Consider the following 3,887-nt stretch of genomic DNA (forward strand, 5'->3'; position numbering starts at 1 on the left):
ACTCAAACGGACGCGGCCGATTCCAACGCGATGTGCAGCACCGTGTCCGTACTGACTTTGAGTCGGTAGACCGCTCGCTCAAGCCGCAACCGGCGCAGGTGCGCTTTCGGGTTCTCACCCACGACCGCACGGAAGACGCGGTGAAAGTGATGCGGCGAAAGACCAGCGACCGCCGCGATCTCGGCGAGGGTCACCGGCTCCTCGAGACGCTCCTCCATCCAGTGAAGTGCCCGGCTCACACGTTCCGCATGCCGCTGAGCGGTGAGTGGAAGGACGACTGAGGACACGCTTCGAATCTACGAGCGCCGGTCAGTCGGCGTCTCGACGTTTTTTGCGAATCCCACCGAAGCGACTCGCCCCAATGCCCCGAAAGGTCCATATGGACATCGCGTAGACATCTCCCCTGCGAAATGGACAACTCGGAGCGTGACATCTGTAGGAACCGGCTGACGATGAACTGCTGTCGGTCGTCAGAACTGGTCTGCGAGCGCCCTCCGCTGCGCATCCCAATCGAAGTCCTCCAACGTTTTGCGAGCCGGTAACCCGGCGGCCTTGATCCGCAGCTCTGCGCCCGAAGCGTTGCGCGCCGTGGTCTTCCGCGTGAAGGAGCCTGAGTGGGACACTTCTTCTGAGGGCCACCTGTAGGGATCGCTTTGGGGTCGTCGACCGCGCATGAAGGGAGAACCGTGATGACTGGGGATGAAGTGTTCGACACGATCGCTCACGAGATGACTGCGCTTGACGGTGTGTCACGGAACCACCGCGGCAGTCTCATCGTCTCGGGAAGCAGCAGTGGCGCCGTGCGCGCCATGACCAGCGGCGGGCAGGTGGTGGTGAAGCTTGACCCAATGCGCACGGCGGCTCTCGTTGACGCCGGCGTCGGGACACACTACAAGGGTCAGAAGAACGCGTGGCTCCAGCTTCCGGCCGACCTCGACTTTGATCACGTGCGCGGTCTCATCCTCGAGGCGCTGACTGCATGAGAAACCCTTCTTGATTGATGGTCCTGTCCCCTGGTGTGGTGGAGGATCCGGCCGGGTTGTCTTCGTCGTAGACGTTGGTGAGCCATCGTGGTGATAGTCAGTGAGGGCTCGTCGGATCTGATCGACGCGGGAAGCGACCGTGTGGATCGTTGCCGCTCCGCACGATCTCACCACGGAGCGCACCGCCCGCCGCAACTGGACCCGCCCGACGACGCTCGCCACCTGGCCGGGGAGGTCGACCTGAAGGTTCCCAAATACCCGGGGGCGTGACTCACGCCTCGAGGTTCTCGGTCCCGACGAACGCGTTGTGACGCCAATAGATGTTGTCCCGGAAGTGCGCAAACCCGACGCTTTCGTACGACGCAGCGACCTTCTTTCGGGAGCGCCGAAACTCGATCTCGGACAGGTGCTCCCACGGCACCGGTTGCGCGCGGAGAACGATGAGAGTCTCCCTCCCCGTGCCGGTCACCGTCTCCACCAGCGTCGTGAGCAGACGTGGACCAAGGCGCTGACCCCGGTACGGTGGCTCCACAAAGACGCCCTCGACGATCACGAGCTGCGACACCTGCTCGCCAACCAGCGGATCGCGGGAGTCGAGCCACTCGAAGACGTTCTCATCACCGAGAATCGACTCGGTGATCTCGAATGCTTCGCCGCCTACTTGATCGAACACGTCAACGACGTCACCCACCCGGTCGAGGTCGACGGTGTACGCAGTAGCGCGCGCGATGACACGACGCTCCGGCTCCCCCTCGTCGTCGTCATCGAAGATGTACAACGTCGCGTCAGCGGAGATCTTCGCGACGCCCGACGGCAACTCCGTCCAGTTCACGGAGTCCGGTACTCCGACCAGTGGCCGCGTGACCTTCACAATGCACTCAATATCCGTGAGGTCCACGTCAAGTCGCGCAACAACAGCAGACATACTCACCCCTTCAACAACGGATACGCGGCAACGGCATCGTGCCGACAATACCCGGGCGCTAGGGCGTGTCTCTTAAAGCCTTGAGCCAGATGGTGATGGCGCGTAGGACGACGCCGCCGCGATAGGTCAGGGCGAGTTTGTCGTAGCGGGTGGCCAAGGCGCGCCATTGCTTGAAGATGTTGAATCCGCGCTCGACGACGTTGCGGCGCTTGTAGGCCTCGGTGTCGTAGGTGACCGGGCGACCACCCTTGGCGCCGCGGCGCTTGCGGTTGGCGATCTGATCATCGCGTTCGGGGATGACGGCCTGGATGCCGCGCCGGCGCAACAGCTTGCGGTTGGCCCGGGAAGAGTAAGCCTTGTCACCCAGCGCCCGGTCGGGCCTGGTGCGTGGCCGGCCCCCACCCAGGCGCGGTACCCGCAGGGCGTTCATCACGTGCTCGAACATCGGGGAGTCCCCGCCCTGCCCGGGCCCGAGCAGCATCACCAGCGGCCGCATGTTCCCGTCGCACAGGTGGTGGATCTTCGTCGACAGGCCGCCGCGGGAGCGGCCGATGGCGTGATCAGGCGGCTCGATGCGCAGATTCGTGTAATTCGTCAGGTCCCCCTGTGTCCCGGGGCAGGTTGGTGGCGTGCTGATGGGCGCGGTTGATCGTGGAGTCCACCGAGACTTCCCAGTCGATCAGCCCGGCGGCGTCGGCATGGGCCAGCAGGACGCTGTGGATCTTGTCCCACGTCCCATCACCGCTGAAGCGGCGGTGCCGCTTCCACACCGTCTGCCACGGCCCGAAGCACCCGGGTAAGTCCCGCCACGCGATCCCGGTCCGGTAGCGATAGATGATGCCCTCCACCACGGTGCGATGATCGGCGAACGGCCGACCACGACGCCCCTGCGAGGACGGCATCAACGGAGCAATCAGCTCCCACTGCGCATCAGTCAGCAACTCCGTTCGAGACACACACCGAGCGTTCCAGCGACCAGCCCAAACCTTTGGGAGACACGCCCTAGTCGCTTTCCAGGAGAACTGGCTCTTCGCGCGGATGGCGAGCGACGTCTTGCCGAGTCTTTCCAGGATGATGATCGGGTTCATCGGCGCTGTGGTCATCGGCGTGGTCGTGGGGTTCGTTCTCGGTCAGGCGCACCGCCTCCAGGCGATGTTCGCACCCGTGCTCGAGTTCCTGCGCGCGATCCCTGCGGTCGCGTTGATTCCCCTCGTCATCATCGTGCTGGGCCTCGACGACACCGCGAAGGTGATTCTGATCACCTTCATCTGCCTCTGGCCCGTGCTCCTCAATACCGAAGCTGCAATCAGAGGAATGGACCCCGGACTGCGCGAGACCGCCCGGGTGTACGGCATCCACTGGTTCCGCTACGAGTTGCAGGTCGCACTTCCCGCGGCAGCTCCGCAGATCTTTGCCGGAATGCGCACGAGTCTTTCGCTCGCGCTCATCATGGTCGTCGTGAGCGAGATGATGGCGGGAGGCAACGGGATCGGCGTCTTCGTTCTTCAGTCGCAGAGGTCGTTCGCGATCACGGACATGTGGTCGGGCATCGTGCTCATCGGGATCTTCGGGTACGTGTTCAACCTGCTGCTCATCGTCGTCGAGAACCGGGTGCTCGCGTGGCACCACGGCGCGAACACCGCCGTGGAGTGACACCGCGGTCGAGAGGACGCCCTCACACCTCGATGCCGCCGCACCACACACGCAGAACGCGACGCGCGGCAGCGATGTCGGTGAGCGGATCGCCGTCCACCAGCACGAGGTCGGCTCGCAATCCGGGGGTGATCGCCCCCCGATCGTCGAGTGAGAACGCGTGCGCGGCCGTCGAGGTGGCAGCGCGCAGCGCTTCGGCTGTTGACAGGCCGGCGTCCACGAGCAGAGCGAGTTCGTCGTGCATGCTCTCGCCGTATGGCGGCATTGCCCGTTCGAGGAGCCCGATGTAGGCGTCTTCGTCGTGCATGCTCTCGCCGTATGGCGGC

At 64.3% G+C, this 3,887-nt stretch carries 6 protein-coding genes; 2 read left to right on the forward strand and 4 right to left on the reverse strand.

Annotated features, from left to right (window positions below; translation table 11 throughout):
- Window positions 1–2: 2 nt before the first annotated feature.
- The gene (locus tag B4E30_RS16595; RefSeq protein WP_005055296.1) at window positions 3–218 is read right to left on the reverse strand and encodes a helix-turn-helix domain-containing protein; all 216 of its coding nucleotides are present in this window, start codon (window positions 216–218) and stop codon (window positions 3–5) included.
- A 471-nt stretch (window positions 219–689) separates the two neighbouring features.
- On the opposite strand from B4E30_RS16595, the gene B4E30_RS08935 reads away from it, so the two are divergent.
- Window positions 690–983, forward strand: coding sequence for a hypothetical protein (locus B4E30_RS08935; RefSeq protein WP_005055297.1), 294 nt, complete (start codon window positions 690–692; stop codon window positions 981–983).
- A 271-nt stretch (window positions 984–1,254) separates the two neighbouring features.
- On the opposite strand, the gene B4E30_RS08940 is transcribed toward B4E30_RS08935, so the two are convergent.
- Both B4E30_RS08940 and B4E30_RS08945 read right to left on the reverse strand, forming a co-directional pair.
- On the reverse strand, window positions 1,255–1,908 hold the full coding sequence (locus B4E30_RS08940; protein WP_005055300.1) for a GNAT family N-acetyltransferase: 654 nt from the start codon (window positions 1,906–1,908) through the stop codon (window positions 1,255–1,257).
- A gap of 58 nt (window positions 1,909–1,966) precedes the next feature.
- Window positions 1,967–2,810 (reverse strand): IS5 family transposase gene (locus B4E30_RS08945; RefSeq protein WP_241186004.1). Its coding sequence is split into 2 segments (ribosomal slippage): window positions 1,967–2,503 and window positions 2,505–2,810, totalling 843 coding nucleotides; the frame shifts between segments, so codons are not numbered across the junction.
- Window positions 2,811–2,979: 169 nt separating this feature from the next.
- Between B4E30_RS08945 and B4E30_RS08950 the strand changes: the two genes are divergently transcribed.
- Window positions 2,980–3,561 (forward strand): ABC transporter permease, encoded by a 582-nt coding sequence (locus B4E30_RS08950; protein ID WP_005052801.1) that lies wholly within the window; start codon window positions 2,980–2,982, stop codon window positions 3,559–3,561.
- A gap of 22 nt (window positions 3,562–3,583) precedes the next feature.
- Here B4E30_RS08950 and B4E30_RS08955 read toward each other — a convergent pair.
- Window positions 3,584–3,887: amidohydrolase family protein (locus tag B4E30_RS08955; RefSeq protein ID WP_286794847.1), on the reverse strand; the 304-nt coding region annotated here is incomplete at its 5' end.

The organism is Microbacterium sp. UBA3394, from assembly GCF_002358725.1.
GTDB classification, from domain to species: Bacteria; Actinomycetota; Actinomycetes; order Actinomycetales; family Microbacteriaceae; genus Microbacterium; species Microbacterium luteum.